At 64.1% G+C, this 17,593-nt stretch carries 16 protein-coding genes; 7 read left to right on the forward strand and 9 right to left on the reverse strand.

What is annotated here, in order from left to right; translation table 11 throughout:
- Positions 1–159: 159 nt before the first annotated feature.
- The 5 genes from AArcCO_RS13700 to AArcCO_RS13720 all read right to left on the reverse strand — a co-directional run bounded on the left by AArcCO_RS13700 (position 160) and on the right by AArcCO_RS13720 (position 4,937).
- On the reverse strand, positions 160–876 hold the full coding sequence (locus AArcCO_RS13700; protein WP_259534059.1) for a phosphoribosyltransferase family protein: 717 nt from the start codon (positions 874–876) through the stop codon (positions 160–162).
- A 106-nt stretch (positions 877–982) separates the two neighbouring features.
- Complete coding sequence (locus tag AArcCO_RS13705) at positions 983–1,825, reverse strand: polyprenyl synthetase family protein (protein WP_259534060.1); 843 nt, start codon at positions 1,823–1,825, stop codon at positions 983–985.
- Between the two features lie 66 nt (positions 1,826–1,891).
- The gene (locus AArcCO_RS13710; protein ID WP_259534061.1) at positions 1,892–2,845 is read right to left on the reverse strand and encodes an electron transfer flavoprotein subunit alpha/FixB family protein; all 954 of its coding nucleotides are present in this window, start codon (positions 2,843–2,845) and stop codon (positions 1,892–1,894) included.
- Positions 2,842–3,636 (reverse strand): electron transfer flavoprotein subunit beta/FixA family protein, encoded by a 795-nt coding sequence (locus AArcCO_RS13715; RefSeq protein WP_259534062.1) that lies wholly within the window; start codon positions 3,634–3,636, stop codon positions 2,842–2,844. The genes AArcCO_RS13710 and AArcCO_RS13715 overlap by 4 nt, the downstream gene beginning before the upstream one ends.
- An 83-nt stretch (positions 3,637–3,719) precedes the next feature.
- The gene (locus tag AArcCO_RS13720; RefSeq protein WP_259534063.1) at positions 3,720–4,937 is read right to left on the reverse strand and encodes a helix-turn-helix transcriptional regulator; all 1,218 of its coding nucleotides are present in this window, start codon (positions 4,935–4,937) and stop codon (positions 3,720–3,722) included.
- A gap of 106 nt (positions 4,938–5,043) precedes the next feature.
- Between AArcCO_RS13720 and AArcCO_RS13725 the strand changes: the two genes are divergently transcribed.
- Complete coding sequence (locus tag AArcCO_RS13725) at positions 5,044–6,357, forward strand: DUF7096 domain-containing protein (RefSeq protein ID WP_259534064.1); 1,314 nt, start codon at positions 5,044–5,046, stop codon at positions 6,355–6,357.
- Positions 6,358–6,362: 5 nt separating this feature from the next.
- Here the strand turns inward: AArcCO_RS13725 and AArcCO_RS13730 are convergent, their stop codons facing one another.
- On the reverse strand, positions 6,363–7,259 hold the full coding sequence (locus tag AArcCO_RS13730) for a Vms1/Ankzf1 family peptidyl-tRNA hydrolase (RefSeq protein WP_259534065.1): 897 nt from the start codon (positions 7,257–7,259) through the stop codon (positions 6,363–6,365).
- 76 nt (positions 7,260–7,335) lie between these two features.
- A complete protein-coding gene (locus AArcCO_RS13735) occupies positions 7,336–7,680 on the reverse strand; it encodes a DUF5802 family protein (protein ID WP_259536455.1) in 345 nt (114 codons plus the stop codon).
- Between the two features lie 147 nt (positions 7,681–7,827).
- Here AArcCO_RS13735 and AArcCO_RS13740 point away from each other — a divergent pair, with 147 nt between their 5' ends.
- Positions 7,828–8,658: a helix-turn-helix transcriptional regulator gene (locus tag AArcCO_RS13740; protein ID WP_259534066.1), complete on the forward strand. Its 831-nt coding sequence runs from the start codon at positions 7,828–7,830 to the stop codon at positions 8,656–8,658.
- A gap of 297 nt (positions 8,659–8,955) precedes the next feature.
- Here the strand turns inward: AArcCO_RS13740 and AArcCO_RS13745 are convergent, their stop codons facing one another.
- Complete coding sequence (locus AArcCO_RS13745) at positions 8,956–9,477, reverse strand: peptidylprolyl isomerase (RefSeq protein WP_259534067.1); 522 nt, start codon at positions 9,475–9,477, stop codon at positions 8,956–8,958.
- Between the two features lie 108 nt (positions 9,478–9,585).
- On the opposite strand from AArcCO_RS13745, the gene AArcCO_RS13750 reads away from it, so the two are divergent.
- The gene (locus tag AArcCO_RS13750; RefSeq protein WP_259534068.1) at positions 9,586–10,893 is read left to right on the forward strand and encodes a 5'-deoxyadenosine deaminase; all 1,308 of its coding nucleotides are present in this window, start codon (positions 9,586–9,588) and stop codon (positions 10,891–10,893) included.
- A gap of 44 nt (positions 10,894–10,937) precedes the next feature.
- On the opposite strand, the gene AArcCO_RS13755 is transcribed toward AArcCO_RS13750, so the two are convergent.
- On the reverse strand, positions 10,938–12,605 hold the full coding sequence (locus AArcCO_RS13755; protein ID WP_259534069.1) for an aldehyde ferredoxin oxidoreductase C-terminal domain-containing protein: 1,668 nt from the start codon (positions 12,603–12,605) through the stop codon (positions 10,938–10,940).
- A 304-nt stretch (positions 12,606–12,909) separates the two neighbouring features.
- Here AArcCO_RS13755 and AArcCO_RS13760 point away from each other — a divergent pair, with 304 nt between their 5' ends.
- The 4 genes from AArcCO_RS13760 (at position 12,910) to AArcCO_RS13775 (ending at position 17,573) form a co-directional block, all read left to right on the forward strand.
- On the forward strand, positions 12,910–14,346 hold the full coding sequence (locus tag AArcCO_RS13760; RefSeq protein ID WP_259534070.1) for an ABC transporter substrate-binding protein: 1,437 nt from the start codon (positions 12,910–12,912) through the stop codon (positions 14,344–14,346).
- Positions 14,347–14,516: 170 nt separating this feature from the next.
- The gene (locus tag AArcCO_RS13765; protein ID WP_259534071.1) at positions 14,517–15,464 is read left to right on the forward strand and encodes a carbohydrate ABC transporter permease; all 948 of its coding nucleotides are present in this window, start codon (positions 14,517–14,519) and stop codon (positions 15,462–15,464) included.
- Positions 15,461–16,378 carry a carbohydrate ABC transporter permease gene (locus AArcCO_RS13770; protein WP_259534072.1) on the forward strand — a complete coding sequence of 306 codons (918 nt, stop codon included), beginning with the start codon at positions 15,461–15,463 and terminating at the stop codon, positions 16,376–16,378. The genes AArcCO_RS13765 and AArcCO_RS13770 overlap by 4 nt, the downstream gene beginning before the upstream one ends.
- A 58-nt stretch (positions 16,379–16,436) precedes the next feature.
- Positions 16,437–17,573, forward strand: coding sequence for an ABC transporter ATP-binding protein (locus AArcCO_RS13775; protein WP_259534073.1), 1,137 nt, complete (start codon positions 16,437–16,439; stop codon positions 17,571–17,573).
- Positions 17,574–17,593 lie beyond the last annotated feature (20 nt).

Genomic DNA, 17,593 nt, shown 5'->3' on the forward strand with positions numbered 1-17,593 from the left:
CGACGATGGCTTAAATATTCTCATAGACGAAGAGAATAGTATACACAACCGTGTACAAAACAAGGCCAATATTCCAACGAAGCACGCGTTACGTTGCGGGAACGTGAGTACTGATCGGAGCAGCCGTCGTGGTCGTCGGGGCTCCGCTCATAACCAGTATCACTCTTCGAACGTCGTCAGGGCGCCGACCGGCGCCGTCGTGAACGCGCGAGCGCGGTCGAGTCCCTCCTCGCCGACGGCGATCAGTACGAAGACGCCGGCAACCTCGGCGTCGGCCTGCTCGGCGATGTCCAGGAGTAGCTCCTGGGTCTCCCCCGACCGGATGAGGTCGTCGACGACCAGCACCGTCTCCCCCTCGTCGATCGCCGTCGCCGGCAGGTAGTAGGTGAGCTCGATTCCCGAGGCGAGCCGGTGTCGCGATTCGATGAACTCCTCGACTGCGGTCTCTTTGGACTTCTTCGCGTAGGCGACGCGCGCGTCGAAGTAGGAGGCCATCGCCGCCCCGAGAGTGATCCCGTCGGTGGCCGCCGTCAACACGACGTCCGGCCGATCGAAGCCGAGCGTCTCGGCGGCGACCGGCGCGACGAGGTCGAGAAACGACTGATCGAACACCACCGAGGAGTTGTCGACGTACCCCTCGTCGTCGACGGAGACCCGGGCTCGAAGCTCCGTCGCGAGCGCCTCCCGGCCGATCCCGTCGACCACCTCGCGTGCGCGATCAGTCCCGGGCAGCACGTGGCCGTTGACGTACCGGTTCAGATCCCCCGCCGGAAGCCCGGTCAGCTCGGAGAGCTCGTCGTAGGTCCGCGTCTGCTTCAGCATCCGCAAGACGGCGACCGCCTGCAACTGCAGGGCGGCCTTCTCGGCTCTGTTCATGAAGCCAGTACCTGATTGCGCAACTATGAGTACTTCGATACGTCCTCACGAGAATATTACACACGGGGATGCAGAACGGAGGGCGACGGCGTCCTCGGAAACGGATTCAACGCTCCCGCACGACGACGAACTCCGCAAGGTCGCGGAGATACCCCTTCGCCGCGGTCTCGGGCACGTCGGCCGCCTCGAGCGACTGGAGCGCGAGGTCGGCCTGGCGCTGTGCCCGCCGGTTCGCCTCCTCGACGGAGAGCCCGGTCACCTGAACGAACGAGGGCCGGTCCATCTGTTCGTCCTGGCCGGTCGGTTTCCCCAGGTCGTCGGCGTCTGCAGTCGCGTCCAACACGTCGTCCCGGATCTGGAACGCGATCCCGACACGCTCTGCGTACTCGCCGAACGCCTCGACGGTAAACGCGTCCGCGTCGGCGGCGACGGCACCCAGCTCCGCCGCCGCGCGGAACAGTGCGCCCGTCTTTCGTCGGGCCAGCTCCATGTACGCCTCCTCGGAGTCGGGGTAGGACACGAGCTCGGTCGCCTCCCCCTCCCCGAGCTCGACCATCGCCTCCGCGACGATCTGGGTCGCCCGATCGTCCGCGGAAAACAGCCAGAACGCCTCGCCGAGGAGCCCGTCGCTCGTGATCAACGCCGGGCCGTAGCCGAACTCGGCCCAGGCGCTCGGGGTGCCTCGCCGAAGCTGCGAGCGGTCGATGATGTCATCGACGACGAGCGACGCGTTGTGGACGAACTCGACGCCCGCAGCGAAGTCGACCGCGTCCGCCGGATCCCCGCCACACGCCTCGCAGGACAGCACCGTCACTGCCGGACGGACTCGCTTGCCGCCCGCCAGCACGACGTGCTCCAGTTCCGCGCTCAGCTGTCCGGGTTCGATCCCCTCGATGACCTCGCTGAGACGGTCGTTCACGAGCTCGACCCGATGCTCGAGATACTCCATCACCGGAGAAAGGGGATCCGCGCGTTTGTAGGTGACGAAACGAGCGCTCTCGGAACCCTCCGAGGTCTACTCGAACTGCTCGGTCAGTTCGGGAACGACCTCGAAGAGGTCGTCGACGATGCCGTAATCGGCGATGTCGAAGATCGGCGCGTTCGGGTCGGTGTTGATCGCGACGATCGTCTTCGCCCCCTTCATCCCGGCGACGTGCTGGACCGCCCCCGAGATGCCGACGGCGATGTACACCTCCGGCGAGACCACCTTGCCGGACTGGCCGACCTGGCGGTTCTTCGGCAGCCAGCCGTTGTCGACGACCGGTCGCGAGGCCGAAAGCGTCGCGTCCAGCGCGTCCGCCAGCGCCTCTACGATCTCGAGGTTCTCCTCCTCTTCGATGCCGCGACCGACCGACACCAGTACGTCCGCATCCGAGATGTCGACGTCGCCCTCTCCGACCTCCTCGAACCCCTGGACGCGGCTGCCGACGGCCGACTCGTCCAGTTCGAATTCGAACGGCTCGATCGACGCGTCGCCCCGGCCCTCGACGGCGGGCCACTCCCCGCTCCGGATCGTCACGAAGAACCGGTCGTCGTCCACCTCGACGGTGGTTTCGACCTTCGAACCGTACATCTCGCGGGTCACCTCGAGCCCGTCCTCGTACGCCAGTGCGATCGCGTCGGTCACAAGCGGGATCGACAGCCCATTTGCGACCGCCGGCGCGTAGTCCAGCCCGTTGACGCTGTTGGGCGAGAGGATCGCCGTCGCGTCCACTTCCTCACACAGGGCCTCGACGGCCTGGACGTAGACGTCGTGGTTGAACTCCTCCCCCTCGTCGACGGTGTGGACGACGTCGACACCCTCCCGGTTCAGTTCCTCGGCGAACGACTCGACGTCGCCGCCGATCACCGCGACGTGGAATTCCCCGCCGAGGGCGTCGGCGAGTTCCCGACCCGCGGCGAGCAGTTCGAAGCTCACGTCCCGGAGTGCGCCGCGACGGTGGTCCGCGACCGCGAGCACGGCGCTCATTGGGCACCCACCCCCTTCTCCTGGAGGACCGCAGCAAGTTTCCCGGCCGTCTCATCGGGGTCGCCCTCGAAGATCTCGGCGTCGGATTCGCTTACGGGCTCGTACATGCTCGTGAGGTCGAGCTCCCCCTCGACGGCTTCCTCGCCGAGTCCCAGATCGTCCAGGCTTTGCACGTCGATCTCCTTGCTCTGGGCCTGCCGGATGCCGCGGAGACTGGCGTACCGCGGCTCGTTGATCCCCGTCTGGATCGTGAGCACCGCCGGCATGTCGATTTCGGTCAGCTCCTCGACGCCGCCCTCCAGTTCACGTCGAACGTTCGCGATCGTATCGTCGTCGGAAAGCTCCATCCGGTTTACCACCGCGGCCCACTGGAACCCGAGCTGACGGGCGAGCGCTACGCCGGTCGCGCCGAAGCTGTCGTCGTTTGCCTGCACGCCCGACAACACCAGGTCGGGGTCCTCCGCCTCGACGACGGCCTCGAGCAGCCGCGCCTTCGCGTCGACGTCCAGCAGGTCCTGGCGTTCGATCGCGTCGTCCCAGACGCGTACCGCCCGGTCGATGCCTTTCGCCAGCGCCATCCGGATCGTCTCCTCGCTGCGCTCGGGCCCGATCGTCACCCCGACGGTCTCGACGTCGTCGCGCTGTTCTGAAAGCTGGACGGCCTCCTCGATCGCGTAGTCGTCCCACTCGTTGAGGTCGTACTCCAGATATCCCTCCTCGATTTCTATCCCCGAGATCTCGAAGTCGTCGGCGGCCTCGGCGACCTCCTTCACCGTGACGAGAACTTTCATGAAAGAGGGGTCACTTCCGCCGATGGTAAACGTTTTGATGGCCCCTCCGTTCGCGGTTCAACTGAAATCAACGGGAGACGCGATCACTCTTCGGCGTCGGTGTCGCCGTTTTCGCCCTCGTCGGCGTCCTCCGGGAGCGAAATGAGGTTCTCCCGGCCGAGGCGGAGCTTCTCTACCCGTCCGTCCTCGGCCATCGTCGAGAGGAGCTGGGACACCTTCGCGTCCGACCACCCCGTCTCCTCCACGATCGCGGCCTGTCGCATCCGGCCGCTGCGTTGCTCGAGCAGGCGTTCGACCCGCTCCTCGTCGGAGAGCAGCGAGAGATCGACCTCGTCGTCGGCCCCCTCCCGGCCATCCGACTCCACGGCGCCCTCGTCGGTCGGCGACGGCGTGTCGCCGGAGGAATTCTCCCCTGCCGTCGGTACGACCGCATCGGACGGGACGTCCGGGCCCTCCGTCTTGCGACGATACAGCAGCGCGGCGATCAGGATCGCCGCCCCGATCAGGAACGCGCCGCCGATGATTTCCCAGGAGCCGTCGGCTGTTTCGGTCGGCGTTCCCGGAGTCGGATCGGTGTCGACGGGGCTGTACGTGACGATCAGACGATCCTCCGCAGTGAACAGCTGTGGCCCTTCGAGCCACGCGTTACCCTCTCTGAGATCGGGGTTCACACCCGGCGTGGTGTCCACCTGGTAGCCGTCCGGCGTGACGATCACGAGCTGCTGGTTCGATTCGAGCGATCCGAGTAGTGGTTCGTCGGCTGCCGTCGTCAACGCGTCGTCGAGAACGAGCTGATCACCGTCGGTCGCGAGAAACGCCGTCCAGGTGAACTCGACGCGGAGCGTCCCGACGTCCTCCGTCTGTTCTGCGGTCCGACGGACGTCTGTCATCGCCATTTCCCGGTCGGTGGAGTCGTCGGCGACCGAGACGATCCGTTCGAACGTCTCGACGTCGAACGGGGCGTCCGCGGTTCCGCCTTCGAAGTCGGTCGCGAAGTCGTCGAAGGCGTCCCGCTCGGTGTCGGTTTCGAGTCCATACTCGACCGTCACGTTCCAGGTGGCGTTTCGATCCTCGTGAAGCACGACGCGGATCGTCGTTTCGGGAGGGTTCTCGGATCCGCCGAGGCTGCCGAGAGTCTGCGTCTGATCTCCGTCGACGGACGGTTGCAAGGCGTCGACTGGAGCCGTCGGCGAGTCGGCTAACGCGGTCGGTGAGGAGGTACCCGCCGCGGGAACCATCGCGACCGTACCGGCAAGCGCACCGAGCAGCACGGCCACGGCCAAGAGGGCGGAAAGCCGCATATGGAGGAAACTATCCGGCCCCGGGCAAAACGCTTTCCATGCTTCCGGGGGAATACGGGCCGGCGTAGGAGAGTTTTTGTAGCGCCGGTTGAAAAGCCATCGTACGATGAAGGCCGCCCCGATCCTCCTTTCGGTCCTCCTGATCGTCGGCACGGCCGGTGCCGGCGCGTTCGTCCCGGACGCAAACGGGGCCCAGCCAGCCGTCGATGCCGACGACGCCCCCCTCTACGACGGCGCTGTTGTCGGCGTCGGGGCCGAGACCAGACAGCTCGAGTCCGACAACGAGAACGCTACCCGGGTACTCGGAATCCCGGACGACGAAGTCGACAGCTCCGAGGTCAGGCGGGAACACGCCGATATCGGCCCCGCTGTCGGCTTCGGTGCGAACGCAACTGGCGTGAAGCTCGGCACGGACGCGATGGAACGACAGCTCGAAGCGATCGAAGAAACCGACGAACGCCAGCGCCAGATCCTCGCAGAGATCTCAGAGATCGAGCAGCAGGAAATAACGCTCAACGGACGGGAACGTGCCGCAGTCGAGGCGTACGGTGCAGGTGAAATCGACGCCAGGGAACTGGTCGTCCGGCTCGCTCGCGTGAGCATGGAGGCACAGCTCCTCCGCGAGCGGCTCGCGATGCTCCGCGAACAGGCGGACGAAACCCCGGACTTCAGCGTCGATGCGCGGGCGAACAACATCGACTTCCAGCTGCGAACCTACGGCGGCCCCGTGCGGGACCACGCGAAAGGGATACTCGAGGGGGAACACTCCTCCGAACGGGTGTTCGTCGAATCCGGCGGCGACGCGGTCGTGCTGTCGATGATACACGACGGCGAGTACGTCCGCGAGGCGAAAGTCCCCGACCGGCTGGACCGTTCGACGACCGGTTCGATGGACCTGGAGGGTGCCGAGCGCGTGACGTTCGGCAGCTACCCCGAAATCGCCGCGACCCGCCAGGGGGCCGACTCCATCGGCTCTGACGGCATCTTCATCGTCCAGGTGCCACACGCCGGCGGCGAACTGACGACGTTCGTCGACGGCGGCAGCGAACAGGTGTTCATCGATCACCAGCGGATCCCCCTGGAGAACACTACCGGTCACGTGCCCGTCGCCGACGTCCAGGAAGGGCTCAACGTGACCGTCGACCGGTCGTATCCCGGCGGGCCCGTCCGGGTGACCGTCCTCGACGCGGAGACCGACGATCCGGTGATCGGCGCGACTGTCACCGTCGGCGACGCCGTCCGGAGCGAAACTGTCGGAACGACCGACGTCGACGGCCAGCAGTGGATCGTATCCCCGCGGGAACCGTTCCTCCTGACCGTCCTCGGCGAGGACACGACGGTGGCACGTCTCGAGATCCAGCCGACCGAGACGCCCCACATCGAGGAGTACACCCTCGAAAACGAGACCGAAACCGAGTGATCACCTCACAGCCCGTACAGTTTCGTCGTCCAGAACTCCGCGAACGCGTCACCGAGAGCGTCCCGATCGGCCCCACCCGCATCTGTAGTCGCCGTGACGTCCGCCTCGGACGCCAGCCGCGAGAGTAGCGTCCCCTCGCCGACGAGGATCGTCCGGTCGAGATCCCCATCCCGGTCTTCGAGCACGTCCCGGACCCGATCCAGGTGGGCGTCGATCTGCTCGTCCCGGCGGCGCTCGAACCGCCCCTGCGAGAACCCGCCTTTCGAGTGATCCGAGATCACGTCGCTTTCGAACCCCTCGAATGCTTCCAGTTCCTCGCCCTCGTAGATCCCGAACGCGCACGTGTCCGATCGGACGAGCCCGAAGCCGAACCGTCCCGTCGGCCGGAACCACCGCCTGGGAAGGCGGAACCGATCGTCCCACTCGAGGAACGGCTCCGGCGGCAGCGGCGGGACCATCGCGGCGGCGACGACTCCGGCGTCGTCCGCGAGAACCAGCGCCGGGGCGGCGTCGCGAACGAGCGGGCTCCTGTCGCCGAGCAGCTCCCGGACGGGCTCTGGAACGTCCCCGTCGACGTACGCCGTCAGGATCCCCTCCTGTGGACCCTCGAGACTGCGGAGCCGGTCGAGGACCGACTCGAGACGGCGCCCGCGACACCGTTCGACGTGCCGGAACGACAGGCCCTCGTCGCGATTATCCTCGGCCCGGCGGACGCGATCCTGGAGCTCTTCGACCCGATCCTCGAGACGGTTGATCCGTTCTTCGGCCCGCTGTCTTTCGGTCACGGCGTCGGCCCGACGATCGGATTCGGCTTCGAGCTGTCGCTCGAGATGCTCGTTTGCCTCCTCGAGCTCGTCGATCCGCGCTTTCAGTTCCGCGCGGCCCAACAGCCTGTCGATCATACCGGGGAGCGGTCCCGCGTGGACTTGAAACAGGGGGGAACAGGAAACGGAGAACGGAGATCAAAACCCCAGCCGATCAGGTTCCGGCGGACGGCTCCCAGCCGGCGTACCGGAGGAGTTCGACGGCCCGGTCGGCCTTCGCGAGCAGCACCTCGCGGCTCGCCGGAAGCCTGCGTTCGGTGTACGTCGGCGGGAGCGCGAGTGTCCCGGTCGGAACGTCGCCGTCACCGAGTACAGGGAAATGTCGGCCGTCGAGTTTCATGACGAGCGGCGCGTCGAGCCGTTCGAGCCCCTCACCTGTCGCATACAGCTGCTCGTTTACCCGCTCGTGATCCGCACGGTTGAGCACCGCGTAGTCGCCGTCGTGCGGTTCGACGTACATTTCCCCGAGGTAGTATCCGCTGGAAAACCGTTCGAACATACTATGCAAGTTATTCACACACACGGCCAGTCATAAAGGTTTCCGGGAACGCTTATATGGTCGCGCAAGTAGGTCGAAGCCGAGTGGCACCTTGCAACGGTCGACGACAACGTATTTCATTCAGACTCCCGTAGCTCCGGTCGGTCGATGGCCGCACACGACGACGTTCAGTATCTGGCCGGGTCACCGGTTCGTGCGAAAATCCTCTCAGCGCTGTGTGAAGAGCCGCTGCGACCGACGGAGCTCACAGACCGGGTGGACGCCACCAGAACGACCGTCCAGCGGATCCTCGCCGGCTATCTGGAGCGCGACTGGGTGGTCAAGCGGGGGCGTCGATACACGGTGACCGTCACCGGTCGCGGAGTGTATCGCGCGTACGAGTCGCTGCGTGCAGACCTCGAACGGGCCAGCGAACTCGGACCGTTCGCGTCCCACATCGGACCGATCGCCGACGATCTCCCGTGGAGTGCCCTGAAAAGCGCCGAAATCACCGCCGCACGCGACCGTGACCCGTTCGCGACAGTTCAGCGGCTGGTCGAGCTCATCTCGACGGCCGATGCAGACCGGATGCGTGCGGTCACGCCCATCGTCGCCGAGGTGTTCAACGAGGCGGCCGGCGAGTTCATCGAAGGAGGTGGACACCTCGAGTTGACGATCGACCCCGGCGTACTCGAGGCGTCTCGGGCCGGATTCCCCGACGCCGTCGACCGTGCCGTAGAGAACGGCGACGTCGAGGTTCGGGTCCATCCGGAGCCGATCGAGTTCGGCCTCATGCTGTGTGAAGAGTGGACCTGCCTGGGCGCGTACGACGACGAGAACAACGTCCGGGCCGTGGTCGAATCCGACTCGCCGGAGCTGTTCGACTGGGCGGACGAACAGTACGATCGGTACCGGTCCCGGACGGTCCCGCTCGACGAGGTGCTGAGCGACGGGGAGGAGCTTGCACTCGAACGGCCAGTCGGCGGACGAAAACGCTGACGGTTCCCCTCGAGCCAGCGCCAGCGGCGATGGTACCTATCGGAAGCCGGAGACGGTCGAAGCAGGGGAGGGTCGACCGCCGGGCAGCCTGGATCGCGGCCGAAATGTCAGAGGTTTGCGTCAGGGAGAGCACAGGACGACGCGTTCGGTGGTGCCCGATCCGGCTTCGGCGGGAGCGTCGGACGAACCGGAGCTCGTCCGCTCCCGTACGTCGTCGTTCGATCGCCGACCACCTATACGTAGCTAACGATACGTGTTACAGCTTCAAAAACGTGTTACAGTCCTTGTAACACCCGTTCAGCGATCGACGTCGATTGACTCGATGAGGGCCTCCTCCTCGGGTCGATCGGCGCCGTCGGTCTGGAGTGCCCCGATGTCCTCGACGACGTCCATCCCGTCGATCACCCGACCGAACACCGCGTGTTTCCCGTCGAGGTGGGGTTGGGCGGCCAGCGTGATGAAAAACTGGGAGCCGTTCGTGTCGGGACCGCGGTTCGCCATGCTCAACACGCCCGGCCCGTCGTGGCTCAGGTCGTCGTGGAACTCGTCGTCGAACGTGTATCCGGGACCGCCGCGGCCGGTTCCAGTCGGGTCCCCGCCCTGGATCATGAAGCCGCCGATCACGCGGTGGAACGGGACGTCCTCGTAGAGGGGATCCGTCCGGGTCTCGCCGGTTTCGGGGTCCTCCCACTCCTTGTCGCCGGTCGCGAGCCCGATGAAGTTCTCGACGGTTCGGGGGACGCGCTGTTCGTACAGTTCGGCCTCGATCGCGCCGAAGTTGGTGTTGATCGTCGCTGTCGGGTTGTCGGGGTTCTCCATGGGTTCACTGCGGTAGCCATCCCCAAAAGGACTCCCTTCCGGAGCGAGAACCGGAACTCGACTGAAACGGTCAGGTTCTTTGGCACGGACCTCCTTTCCCGGACGGGTATGCTGCTTTCCGGAACGGTCGTCGTCGACGCCGGGACGACCATCGAAGACGGGGCGGTGGTGACCGAGGACGACCGGATCGTCGCCGTCGGCGAGCGCTCGAAACTGCTCGAACGCTATCCCGACCACGAGCGGCGGGCGTTCGACATCGTTGCGCCGGGGCTCGTCGGCGGCCACGTCCACTCGGTGCAGTCGCTCGGCCGGGGGATCGCCGACGACACCTCGCTACTGTCGTGGCTGTTCGACCACGTGTTGCCGATGGAATCCGGGATGGGTGCGGAGGCGATGCGGGCCGCAGCGGAGCTGGGATATCTCGAGTGCATCGAGTCGGGGACGACGACGGTGATCGATCACCTGTCGGTCCACCACGCCGAGGAGGCGTTCGAGGCGGCGATCGAACTGGGCATCCGCGGCAGGCTCGGGAAAGTGCTGATGGACAAGAACAGCCCCGAGGGCCTCCAGGAGGACACCGACGAGGCTCTCGGGGAAACGGAGCGACTCCTCGAGAGATACCACGGCTCCGCCGACGGCCGGATCAAGTACGCGGTGACGCCACGGTTTGCAGTATCGTGTACGGAGGCGTGCCTCCGCGGCGCCCGGGAGTTGGCCGATACACACGACGACGTCAGGATCCACACGCACGCGAGCGAGAACCCCGAAGAGGTGGAAACCGTCCGAGAAGAAACGGGACTGCGGAACGTCCATTGGCTCGACGAGGTCGGACTCACCGGCGAAGACGTCGTGCTCGCCCACTGTGTCCACACCGACGAATCCGAGCGCGAACTCCTGGCGGAGACGGGGACTCACGTCACCTACTGTCCCTCCTCGAACATGAAGCTCGCCTCCGGGGTGGCTCCGATCCCGGATTACCTCGATCGGGGCATCAACGTCGCGCTCGGGAACGACGGACCTCCCTGCAACAACACGCTTGATCCGTTCACGGAGATGCGACAGGCGAGCCTGCTCCAGAAAGTCGAGACGCTAGATCCGACGGCAACACCGGCGGGGACCGTCCTGAAGATGGCCACCCTGAACGGCGCACGGGCGGCGGGGTTCGAACGGGTGGGCGCGCTCCGAGAGGGCTGGAAGGCGGACGTCGTCGGGCTGTCGACCGACGCCGCCCGGGCGACGCCGGTCCACGATATCCGGTCGCATCTGGTGTTTGCCGCCCACGGCGACGACGTCGCGTTCACGATGGTCGACGGGGAGGTGCTGTACGACGACGGCGAACACGTCGGCGTCGAGGCCGACCGGATACGGATGCGAGCACGCGAGCTCGCGGCAAACATCGACGGGACCAGGAGATAGTCGATTGCTCCCACCGAGGGGAACGCTCTTTCGATCCGTCGAGATCAGTCTACCGACGCCGCGATCGGCTCGACGGCTCCATCAGGAACTGTTCCGTCGTCATTCCACCCGCGGGCGTCGTAATACTCGCCGATAGCCGCATCGAGATCAGGGAGTTCGTAGGGGATCCGGTCGTCGTCGCGGTCGAACCCTCGCTGGTTGTTGAAGTGCCGTTCCCGGACCACGGTTTCGGCTCCGATCGAGAGTAGCTCCTCGTAGTCGGCGCCGAACAGCTGTTTGAGGTGGTCCTCGTTCACGTAGCCGTCGCTAAACTCACAGACGATCCCGGTGTCGCGGAACGCGGCATAGTCCTCCATTTCGACGAGCGTGTCTGCCTTCCCGAGCGTGCCTTCCCGCTCGATGTCGCCGTTGTACTCCTGTTTGAGTATGACCGAATACATGTGATCCGCCCCCCGGTTGGCGACCGCATACGAGAGCCCCTGTCCGTGGAGCACGCGCCCGTCGTGGGCCGGGAACTCGAGTCCCTTGACGGTCCAGTTTTCGACGCCAAGTTCACCGTGACAGCGTGCAACCCCCTCCGCCAGCAGGTCGCCGATCCCCTCCCGATACGCGATCTTCTCGGTGAGTTCCTGGGCGAGTTCGGCGTTCCCGAACTCGCCCTCGCTTTCCATGTAGGCCGCGACAGTCACGCCGGCGGAAACGGTGTCCATCCCGAGGGTGTCACAGAGTTCGTTGGCCTTCATTACCTCGACGAGGTCGCCGACGCCCTGATTCGAGCCGTACGAGAAGGTGGTTTCGAACTCCGGTCCCTCCGTCTCGAAGCCCGTCTCCTCGTCCCGGAGAGGAAGCTTGCAGGCAAACGCGCAGGCGGAACACGTCCCTCGCTTGTATTTTTTCGCCTCGATCGCGTCGCCTGCGATCCCTTCGGCATCTTCGAAGCTGTACTCACTGAAGTACCGGGTCGGAAGGGAGTACAGTTCGTTTCGGATCTCCGTGCTGGCGGTCGTCCCCTGCCGTTTCCTGATGTCGTCTGCGGTCGCAGCCTCGCGATGGATTTCCGACTCCGGAGGGTCCGGGATCTCGACTGTCGGTTCGGAGTCCCCCGTAAAGGTGATTCCCTTGACGTTCTTTGCGCCCAGCACCGCACCCAGCCCGCCACGTCCGAACGCGCGCGAGTCAGCGGTCATCACCGCCGCGAACCGGACGAGGTTCTCGCCCGCCGGACCGATCGCGATACAGTTTTCGGATCCGAGGTCGCGCGTCTCCGCGACGTAGTCGGAAACCTCGGGAACGAGCGCGTCCGAGAGCTCGGGCACCTCCTCGAATTCGACCCCGTCGTCGGTAACGTGGACCAACAGGGGTTCGTCGCTTTTGCCGACGAGTTCGAACGTCGAGATCCCGGCCCCGACGAACTCCCGAGAGAGGAACCCCCCGGCGTTCGTCGACACCAGCCCGTCGGTCAACGGCGACAGGCCGGTCATGTTCATCCGTCCGGTGAAGGACATCTGACTCTGCTGGAGCGGTCCCGTGGAGAGATACACCCGGTTTTCGGGCCCGAACGGATCGGCATCGAACGGGATCCGATCGTGAGCGAGTGCGGTCGCGACCGCTCTGCCGCCGACGAACCGCTCGAGCACGTCGTCAACGTCGATCCGGGACGCCGTTCGCTCACCGACGTCGACGGTGAGCAGCGGCCCTCTGGCGTGGAGCATATCGGATTGTTTCTGACAATACCCTAAATGATTACTGGAGAGACCAGTTTCGCGTTCCGACTGACTGTTCGAACCCGGCCGTTTTCCCCCCGAGGAATCTTCGTCGCCCGGAGTGGAGAATAGGTCAACTGGACGAATTCCTTCACCGCTAGGGAGTTTTGAGGGGAACCCTCTGTGTGCCCCGCAGCATCTACTTTTGTTGGATTGTGATGCATTTACGTCGACGAATATCCCTTATCCCCATGTTACTTCATATTTGTAAGTTTACAAAATGTTTATTTGATATACATATTAACCGACATTTATGCGAAGTGAGACAAGCACTGACAAACCGCACGACACGTCAATCGTCTCCCGTCGACACTTCGTCGCATCAGTCGGCGCGGCCGGAACCGGTGCGATCGCAGGGTGCATCGGCGGAGACGATCCGGACGAGCCCGCTGAGCCCGAGGAACCCGAAGACGTCGACGTCCCCGGCGAGGACTGGCCGGACTTCAGCGGCGAGGAGATTTACTATCTCGCGGAGTCGTCGGACCGCGAGTACCAGGAGTACTGGCAGCGAGTGGCAAACCGGTTCCAGCAGGCGACGGGCGCACAGGTCACAATCGAGTTCGCCGGGCACGCCGAGGGGTATCGGGACCGGATCATCCAGATGGTGCAGGCGGGCGATCCACCGGACGTGACCCACGCGTCCCTCAACATCGCGTCGTCGCTGGGTCAACAGGGCCAGCTTGCAGATCACACGGAGGTAATCGAGTACTGGGAGGGCGTCTGGGACGAGGAGTTCGACGACCAGTTCCGGATCCTGCTCGACGGCGAAGACCAGTACCTTCCGCTCCATGCCAATATTTTCGGCAACTGGTACCGCGACGACGTCTTCGACATCGAACCGAACACCTGGGAAAAAGAACTCGAGATGGCCGCCGAACACGACGAGGGTCCCGGCGGCACGCGCGGGTACTTCATGCCGATTCGGGTCGGCCTGTGGGCCAACGACATGCAGTTGCTGACCAACGGGTGGACCCTCGGGGCGCAAGTCTTCGACCGCGACGACGACGGCGAACTCGAGGTCGTTCTCGACCAGGGAGAACACGCCGAGCGATGGAGTGAAGCGCTCGATCACATGGAAGAGCTCTACGAGTACTCCAACGAGAACACGGACGCGTTCTACGACGAGCTCTTTACCGCACTTGGTGCGGAAGCCGCCTACCAGGCACACTGGGTCGGGACGCACCTGAAAATTTTCTCGCTGGATTCGCCGGTCGCCGAGCACATCACCGAAACCGACCCCGCGGTACCCGAGGGGATGGACCGTCGCCAGTGGGGGAACATTCAGGGACAGGCAGTCACGGCCGACGGAAACACTGAGGTCGGCAAAGAGTTCCTGAAGTTCCTCGCTCACCCGGAGAACGTCATGGGCTACTACTTCGCCGAGGACCTCCAACAGGATCCGCTGCTCACGTCGGTTGCCGAACACGAGTTGTTCGACGAACACTGGGAAACGATGAAAGACGACTCCCCCTGGCGGGAATCCGACCTCAAGACGCACCGTCTCGAGGAATCTGAGTTCATCGACTGGGGAACCGAGGTCGATCCCGTCAATCCGCGTGCGTTCGAGGTAAACGTCAGCCATCCGATGGGACGGGTCGTCCGAGAGGCGCTTGCCGAGGAGCGCGACCACCAGGATGTCCTGGAGGAGGTCGCCGAGAATCTGCGTGAGAACCATCTCGCGGAGATCTGACGGTGCCGGCACGTACCCAATCGTCTGAACGGCACCGCGTGGCTGGGGGAAGCCGTGTTGTCGTCCCGCAATCCGGAGTGGATACTCCGGTGATCGGCCACTCGGAAAATGGAGGTCCGGACAATCAATGAAATCGGTCGACAAGCGGCGTGAAACGGAGGAAACACAGGATGATTGACGTCGGATTCTCACTTCCCGTCTCTCGAGAGCGGAAGGACGCGCTCTACGAGTTCCTCTCACAGCGCTACATGATGATCGCGCTCACCGTACTTCCCGTCTTCCTTCTGTTTACGTTGATCCTCGCGTTTCCGATCCTGTGGGCCGTCGGTGCGAGCTTTCACGACATCCACGCGTTCGATCCAGAATGGACCTGGGTCGGCGTAGAAAACTACGTCCACTACCTATTCGCCGACAGCGTATTCTGGGAGAGCCTCGGACTTTCGGCGGCCTTTGCGGTGGTGTCCGTCACGCTCCACGTCACCATCGGAACGGCGGTCGCGCTCCTTTTGAATTACACGTTCCCGTACAAGAAGTTCGTGAGTGCGGTGTTGTTCCTTCCGTTTCTGATCCCGACCGCGATCCTCGGGTTCGGAGTCGGCTACATGATGAACTCCACGTTCGGGATCGTCAACTGGACCCTCGTCGACCTCGGAATCCTGGAGACGACCCGTCCCTGGTTCGGCAACCCCGATACCGCCCTGTACGTGGTCGCCGCAGTAAACAGCTGGAAGTTCTACGCGCTTGTGACGATCATGGTGTACGCGCGGTTGCAGTCGATTCCAAAGGAACACTACGAGACCGCGAAGATCATGGGCGCGAACGCGTGGGAACGGTTCAGGGACATCACCCTCCCGAACCTCAGGGGTGTGCTCTTTTTGGTGATCCTCCTCGACGGGATCTGGATGTTCTTCAAGTTCGACATCATCTGGATCCTCACGGGTGACGGCCCGAGCGACTCGACGCGCATCTCGGTGATCTACGCCTACCAGATCGCGTTCGAGCGAACCGCCCTCGGCGACGCTGCGGCCATTTCGGTGCTGCTGTTCCTGATCGTCGGGGCCGGCGCACTGACGTACTTCTACGTCCTCGAACCCGAAGAGGAGGTGCGTGCCGAATGAGCCTGGACACCGACACCGACGACGCGAACGCGACGATCATGGACTACCGGGGAAACATCCCGCTGTGGCGACATCTCCGGTACCGCCACCGTCGACTGCTCCGTCGATCGATCCTCTATATCGGGATCGCGATGGTGACGATGGCGATCCTGCTTCCGGTGTTGTGGATGCTCGTCTCCGCCGTCAGGCCGATCAGCGAGATCATCACCCGGAACCCGTCGCTTTTACCCTCGACAGTGACGGTGGAGCACTTCTCGACGCTGTTTTTCGACTCCCGGTTCCCGATCTACTTGCGAAACACCGTGATCGTGACTGTGGGAGTCGTCTTCATGGCGACGACGGCCGCGACGCTGGGGGGCTACGGGCTGACGCGTATCGACATCCCGTTCAAGCGGACGTTCGCCCGGGGAGTGCTGTTCACCTACATGTTCCCGCCGGTACTGCTGGCGATCCCGATGTACATCCTCTGGAGCAACATCGGAATGATCAACACGTACCTGGGCCTCATTCTCGCGATCACCGCCCGGGTGTTGCCGTTCTCACTGTGGCTCATGTGGAAGTTCTTCCTCAACGTGCCGTACTCGCTGGAGGAGTCGGCACAGATGGCTGGCGCGACCCGGTTCCAGGCGTTCAAGGACGTGGCACTGCCGATGGCCAAGCCCGGCATTATCGCGGTGGCGATCCTCGCGTTCGCGTTCGCGTGGGGCGACTACACGATGGCATTGATCCTCATGACCGACCTCGACATGTACGTCATCACGACGGGCATCGAGGCGAGCTTCTTCGCGGGCGGGCAGATCCAGTGGGGCCTCGTGCTTGCCGGAAGTGCGGTCGCACTGCTCCCGCCGCTGGTTTTCGTGTACTTCCTCCAGAAGTACTACGTTCACGGCATGTCCGCCGGTGGTGCACTGTGAACTCCACTACGCACACACGACACGGACGAACTGTAACTCAACCGGAGGTACTCCGATAATGGCAAAAATAGAATTGTCGAATATACGCAAGGAATACAGCGTGAAAGGCGGTGTCGAAGTCGCCGTCGGCGGCATCGATCTCGAGATCGAAAGCGGGGAGTTCATCTCGATCGTCGGCCCGTCGGGGTGCGGAAAGACGACCACCCTTCGATGTATCGCTGGACTCGAGATCCCGACCGAGGGAACGATCGAGTTCGACGGAGTCGACATCACCGAAGTCCCCGCAAACAAGCGGGACCTCGCGATGATGTTCCAGGACATCGCCCTGTATCCGCACATGACGGTGCGTCAGAACATCGCGTATCCGCTGAAGATCGACGGGGTCGACAAAAGTGCGCGACACGAGACCGCCAGAGAAGCCGCCGAAGTCATGCAGATCGAGGAACTCCTGGACAAGTATCCGGGCGAACTCTCGGGTGGTCAACAACAGCGGACGGGGTTGGCACGCACGATCGTCCAGGACCCGATCGCGTTCCTGATGGACGAACCGCTGTCGGATCTCGACGCGCAGCTAAAAATCGAGATGCGCCGCGAGATCCAGCGCGTCCACAGGCGCCTCGGCAAGGCGACGATTTACGTCACTCACGACCAGGAGGAGGCGTTGACGATGTCCGACCGGGTTGTCGTGCTCAATGACGGCCGCATCAAGCAGGTCGGAACCACTGACGAGGTGTACAACCGGCCTGCCAACACCTTCGTGGCGACGTTCATCGGCAATCCCAGCATCAACTACCTGGAGGGGATCATCGACACAGTCGACGACGATACAGCCGTCGTGACGTTCCACGGCACACAGTTCGAGGTGCAGTTCGAACCCGACACGGCGTCCTCGCCCGGCGATTCGGTAACGGTCGGCATCCGACCCCAGCACGTCGAGGTAGTCAGCGACCCCGACGAGGGACATCTCTCCGGGGAGCTGTCGCTGTTCGAACCTGTAGACGACCGGGCACACACCACCGTCGACGGCCCGGAAGGGGAGTTCCGTGCCGTTACGAGGGCGAACGCGCCGCTCGACGAGGGTGAGCAGGTCGGCCTGTTCGTCGACGACGAAAACGTGCTGGTGTTCGACGACGACACCGGAACCCTCCTCGCCCGGTCAATCGGAACGAAACAGCCCGTCTCTGGACGCAGATGATCGAACGGAGTTGCGCGGCA

Origin of the sequence: Halalkaliarchaeum sp. AArc-CO (genome assembly GCF_024972735.1) — an archaeon.
In the GTDB taxonomy this organism is placed as follows: Archaea; Halobacteriota; Halobacteria; order Halobacteriales; family Haloferacaceae; genus Halalkaliarchaeum.

Excerpts from the sequence above, each read along its gene's own strand:
- AArcCO_RS13700 (WP_259534059.1), bottom strand. The coding sequence starts at position 876 with ATGAACAGAGCCGAGAAGGCCGCCCTGCAGTTGCAGGCGGTCGCCGTC.
- AArcCO_RS13705 (WP_259534060.1), bottom strand. The coding sequence starts at position 1,825 with ATGGAGTATCTCGAGCATCGGGTCGAGCTCGTGAACGACCGTCTCAGC.
- AArcCO_RS13710 (WP_259534061.1), bottom strand. The coding sequence starts at position 2,845 with ATGAGCGCCGTGCTCGCGGTCGCGGACCACCGTCGCGGCGCACTCCGG.
- AArcCO_RS13715 (WP_259534062.1), bottom strand. The coding sequence starts at position 3,636 with ATGAAAGTTCTCGTCACGGTGAAGGAGGTCGCCGAGGCCGCCGACGAC.
- AArcCO_RS13720 (WP_259534063.1), bottom strand. The coding sequence starts at position 4,937 with ATGCGGCTTTCCGCCCTCTTGGCCGTGGCCGTGCTGCTCGGTGCGCTT.
- AArcCO_RS13725 (WP_259534064.1), top strand. The coding sequence starts at position 5,044 with ATGAAGGCCGCCCCGATCCTCCTTTCGGTCCTCCTGATCGTCGGCACG.
- AArcCO_RS13730 (WP_259534065.1), bottom strand. The coding sequence starts at position 7,259 with ATGATCGACAGGCTGTTGGGCCGCGCGGAACTGAAAGCGCGGATCGAC.
- AArcCO_RS13735 (WP_259536455.1), bottom strand. The coding sequence starts at position 7,680 with ATGTTCGAACGGTTTTCCAGCGGATACTACCTCGGGGAAATGTACGTC.
- AArcCO_RS13740 (WP_259534066.1), top strand. The coding sequence starts at position 7,828 with ATGGCCGCACACGACGACGTTCAGTATCTGGCCGGGTCACCGGTTCGT.
- AArcCO_RS13745 (WP_259534067.1), bottom strand. The coding sequence starts at position 9,477 with ATGGAGAACCCCGACAACCCGACAGCGACGATCAACACCAACTTCGGC.
- AArcCO_RS13750 (WP_259534068.1), top strand. The coding sequence starts at position 9,586 with ATGCTGCTTTCCGGAACGGTCGTCGTCGACGCCGGGACGACCATCGAA.
- AArcCO_RS13755 (WP_259534069.1), bottom strand. The coding sequence starts at position 12,605 with ATGCTCCACGCCAGAGGGCCGCTGCTCACCGTCGACGTCGGTGAGCGA.
- AArcCO_RS13760 (WP_259534070.1), top strand. The coding sequence starts at position 12,910 with ATGCGAAGTGAGACAAGCACTGACAAACCGCACGACACGTCAATCGTC.
- AArcCO_RS13765 (WP_259534071.1), top strand. The coding sequence starts at position 14,517 with ATGATTGACGTCGGATTCTCACTTCCCGTCTCTCGAGAGCGGAAGGAC.
- AArcCO_RS13770 (WP_259534072.1), top strand. The coding sequence starts at position 15,461 with ATGAGCCTGGACACCGACACCGACGACGCGAACGCGACGATCATGGAC.
- AArcCO_RS13775 (WP_259534073.1), top strand. The coding sequence starts at position 16,437 with ATGGCAAAAATAGAATTGTCGAATATACGCAAGGAATACAGCGTGAAA.